Source organism: Catenibacterium sp. RTP21428st1_D7_RTP21428_210409 (assembly GCF_040227455.1).
GTDB classification, from domain to species: domain Bacteria; phylum Bacillota_I; class Bacilli_A; order Erysipelotrichales; family Coprobacillaceae; genus Catenibacterium; species Catenibacterium mitsuoka_A.
The window spans coordinates 1-1,849 of sequence record NZ_JBEHVX010000151.1; the positions used below are offsets into that span (position 1 = coordinate 1).

Sequence of the window (1,849 nt, forward strand, 5' to 3'; positions counted from 1 at the left end):
TCAGTTTTCAATGTTCTGTCTCAGCCCGTCTCCCAGACTGCCTGTCTATAATACCCAATATCGCAGCGTTTGTAAAGTGTTTTTTGAAAATAATTTACGTTTTCTTAAGACTTATGAAAATAATGTTGATTTAATCGGTGCTTTTTCACTTTACTTTTTTGTTAGATTTTGTTATAAAAAGTAATAGACAGAAAGTGAGGTGGTATAGATGGACAGTCATGAGCGACAATCAAGAAACAATAATAATGATCAAAAATCAATGACTGTTCTTCTATACTATTAGGACTTTCATTGGTATTTGCTCATCATAATCATTTAATGATAGAGAGGAATACAACATGACAGAAAAAAAGTACAACAATGATTATGTGCAGGACATACTGAACATTATCAATTCAGATCATACGCTTAAAGAAAAAAGAGATTTATTAGATGAATATCACGATAAGGATATAGCTGAGGCATTCGAATTATTGCCAAAAGAAGAAAGAAAACTATTCTTTGATTATTTTGATACAAAGAGACTGTCATCTATTATCGGTTATATCGAAGATTCAGAAGATTATATTCAGGACTTTGGTTACAAGAAGTATGCAATGCTTCTTAACAAGATGGATTTAGATGATGCAGTAGATATCTTAGAAAACTTAAATGAAAATACTAAGAGTCGTCTTCTTCCTTATTTACATGTTAAAAGAAGAGAAGACATATTATTAATCAAATCGTTTGATCCTGATCAAATTGGGCATGAAATTACAACTAACTTTATTTCCATTGAACGTGGTTTAACTATTAGACAAGCGATGAAGGAATTAGTTAGACAATCTAGTACTCATGATAATATCAATACTATTTATGTAACTGATCATAATCAATATTATGGCGCGATTGATTTAAAGGATTTGATTGTTGCTAGAGAGAATGATGATCTAGAAGAAATTATCGCAACTTCTTATCCACATGTTTATGCTCATGAGATGATTAGTGATTGTATTGATGAAATCCGTGAATATGAAGAAGACTCAATTCCAGTACTCAATGATGATAATGAGATTATCGGTGTTATTACTTCTACCGATATCACTGATTTCATTGAAGATGAGCAAGATGAAGATTATGCAAAACTTGCCGGTATGACTGAACAGTCAGACTTGGATGAAACAGTAAAAGATGGTATGAAGAAAAGACTACCTTGGTTAATTCTTCTTTTATTCCTTGGCATGATTGTTTCTACAGTAGTGGGTTTATTTGAATCTGTCGTTGCAGAAATTGCGATTGTTGTATGTTTCCAATCACTTATTTTAGATATGGCCGGTAATGTAGGAACACAGTCTCTTGCGGTTACAATCAGATTACTTGTAGATGAAAATATCTCTACTAAAGATAAACTTAAATTCATCTTAAAAGAATTAAATATTGGACTTAGTAATGGAACAATCCTTGGATTACTTTCATTCTTATTTATTGGATTCTATATTATGATTGCTAAAAATAGACCATTTATGGATGCCTTCATTCTTTCTGGATGTGTGGGTGTTTCCTTATTTGTGGCTATGGTCTTCTCAAGTTTGGTTGGCGTAGTCATTCCAATGTTTTTCCATAAAATAAAGGTTGACCCAGCCGTTGCATCAGGACCTTTAATTACTACAATCAATGATTTAGTTGCTGTTGTAACATATTATGGTTTAGCTTGGTTATTATTAATTCAAATCTTCCATGTACATTAGGACCTTAGTGGTCCTTTTTTCTTTGCAATAAAAAAGCCCTCCATGTGGAAGGCATAAAAAAAGGACCTGGCAGCTTGCTATTGTCGCGTCTTCACACTATCGTCGCCGTTATGATGCTTAAC

Annotated in this window: 1 protein-coding gene; it reads left to right on the plus strand. The window is 32.6% G+C overall.

Features of this window, described 5'->3' with window-relative positions; all coding sequences use genetic code 11:
- Positions 1 to 338 precede the first annotated feature (338 nt).
- On the plus strand, positions 339 to 1,727 hold the full coding sequence (mgtE, locus tag ABUA27_RS12540; RefSeq protein WP_129982351.1) for a magnesium transporter: 1,389 nt from the start codon (positions 339 to 341) through the stop codon (positions 1,725 to 1,727).
- The last annotated feature ends 122 nt before the right edge of the window (positions 1,728 to 1,849 follow it).